This is a genomic window from Paraburkholderia sp., from assembly GCF_036488505.1.
GTDB lineage: Bacteria > Pseudomonadota > Gammaproteobacteria > Burkholderiales > Burkholderiaceae > Paraburkholderia.
This window is the reverse complement of the sequence record NZ_DASXHN010000528.1, coordinates 1-2312: the sequence shown is the minus strand read 5'-3', so window position 1 is coordinate 2312 and position 2312 is coordinate 1. Positions and strand designations below refer to the sequence as shown.

At 62.1% G+C, this 2312-nt stretch carries 2 protein-coding genes; both read left to right on the top strand.

Features of this window, described 5'->3' with window-relative positions; translation table 11 throughout:
• Positions 1-165: 165 nt before the first annotated feature.
• Positions 166-705, top strand: a complete 540-nt coding sequence (locus VGH68_RS29915) for a carboxymuconolactone decarboxylase family protein (RefSeq protein WP_331607359.1) — start codon at positions 166-168, stop codon at positions 703-705.
• Positions 706-807: 102 nt separating this feature from the next.
• Entirely contained in the window at positions 808-2223 is a 1416-nt protein-coding gene (locus VGH68_RS29910; RefSeq protein ID WP_331607358.1) for a mercuric reductase, read from the top strand.
• Positions 2224-2312: the final 89 nt, after the last annotated feature.

The window sequence follows — 2312 nt, the reverse complement described above, 5'->3', positions numbered from 1 at the left end:
AATCGAGTGGGGGTGACATATTTAACCTCGGGCTTAACCTCGGGTGTACGCGGACCTACTCGCGCTTGATACTTTTGAGCATGATATTGGCAATCTTAAGACTCAACAGGATCATGCCGCAACTCTAAAGTGGAGGCTCCTAACCACCACCGAATGAGGTGAACCATGAGCCGCATCGCTATCCCCGCTGTTACGAACGCCACTGGCGCCACTGCCGATGTCTACGCACGGGTTCGCAAAATCGCCGGCGGCAGCGTGCCGAATCTGTTCGCGGCGCTAGGGCATCTGGCGCCCGCAACGTTGAACGCCGCGCTGGATGCGGAAGGCGCGCTCGCCTCCAGCAGTCTGAGCAAGCAGGATCTGGAAACCATCAAGCTGCTCGTGAGCGAACAGACGGGTTGTGACTATTGTGTGGCCGCGCACGCGATGCTCGGCAAGCTGACGGGCCTGTCGCCGGAAACGCTCAGGCAGATTCGCGCAGGCCAGGCCACCGGCGACACGCGACGCGACGCGCTCATTCACTTCGTGCTGCTGTTGCAGACCACGCGCGGCACGATCAGCGAAAGCGAGGTCACGGCGATTCGCGCGGCCGGCTATACCGACACGCAACTGGCGGAGATCTCGCTGACGATCGCGATGACCATTTTCACCAACACGTTCAACCGCATCAACGATACCGACGTCGACTTTCCGCCGGTCAAGTAACAGCGCGCCGGCGAGCGCAGGCACAGGTCGGCAACATGCCGCCGCTCGCCGCCGGTCGCGCACACACGAACTTTCAGGTCATTCAGTCATTTGGAGGATGTCATGTCAGAAGTAGAACATTTCGACACATTGATTCTCGGCAGTGGTCAGGGCGGCAAGCTGCTCGCGTGGCATCTGGCGCGCTCGGGGCAACGCGTCGCCGTGGTCGAACGGCAATGGGTAGGCGGCTCGTGCCCTGCGGTCGCCTGTTTGCCCAGCAAGAATGAAATCTGGAGCGCGCGTGTCGCGCATCTGACCAGACATGCAGCGGACTTCGGCATGACGACGGGTCCCGTGACCGTCGACATGGCAAAGGTGCGCGAGCGCAAGCGCGGAATGGTCGAAAGAGAAGCATCGTTTCATATCGACGCTTATGCATCGAGCGGCGCTGAACTGATCATGGGAACCGGCCGCTTCGCCGCGCCGAGGACGATCGAGGTGCAACTGAACGACGGCGGCACACGCACGTTGAGCGGCAACCGGGTCGTGGTGAATACCGGCACCCATGCGGCGATTCCCGATGTGCCGGGACTCCGCGCAGCGCAACCGCTGACTCATATCGGCGCGCTCGAGCTCGACTACGCGCCGTCGCATCTGATCGTGCTCGGTGGCGGCTATATCGGCATCGAAATGGCGCAGGCGTATCGCCGCTTCGGCAGCCGCGTGACGATCGTCGAGCGCAATGCCCGTTTGATGGCGCGCGAAGACGCGGACGTGAGCGATGAGATGCTGCGTATTCTGCGCGCCGAGGGTATCGATGTCGTGGTGAATGCTGAAGCGATCAATGTGGAAGGCCACTCCGGAACGCAAGTGCGCATCGCGCTGCGCACCGCGTCAGGCGAGCAGACGATCGATGGCAGCGACATCCTGGTCGCGTTGGGCCGCATTCCGAACACGGCCGGGATCGGTCTGGAGCACGCGGGCATAGAGCTCGACGAACGCGGCTACATTCGCGTCGACGACCGGTTACGGGCTTCCGTACCGAACGTCTGGGCAATCGGCGAAGTGGCGGGCAGCCCCCAGTTCACCCATGTATCGGTGGACGACTTCAGAATCGTGCGCGACAACATGGCCGGAGCAAACCGGTCGACAACCGATCGACTGATTCCGTACACGCTTTTCACCGATCCGCCGCTCGCCCGGGTGGGATTGAACGAAAGCGATGCGCAACGCAATGGCATTGCGGTCCGCGTCGCAACCCTGCCGATGAGCAACGTGCTCCGCACCGAAGCGACCGACGAAGCGCACGGCTTCATGAAGGTGCTCGTCGATGCGAACGATGATCGTATCGTCGGTTTCACGATGCTCGGCGCGGAGGCGGGAGAAGTGATGGCCGCGGTGCAAACCGCGATGCTTGCAGCACTTCCGTATCAGAAGCTTCGGGACGCGGTTATCTCGCACCTGACTTTCGCCGAAGGGCTGGGGCCGCTGCTGTCGAGGGTGCCGCACAGAGCAGCGCAGCCGACGCTTGGCAGCTAGCGATTGGCGGTTATCAACTGGCGGCGGTTCGAACCCGCGTCTTTCCGGAAAAGCCCGTCAACACGTTGACGGGCTTCGCTTTTTGCGGG

Coding starts and splice junctions, on each gene's coding strand:
- VGH68_RS29910 (WP_331607358.1), top strand. CDS start 808: ATGTCAGAAGTAGAACATTTCGACACATTGATTCTCGGCAGTGGTCAG.
- VGH68_RS29915 (WP_331607359.1), top strand. CDS start 166: ATGAGCCGCATCGCTATCCCCGCTGTTACGAACGCCACTGGCGCCACT.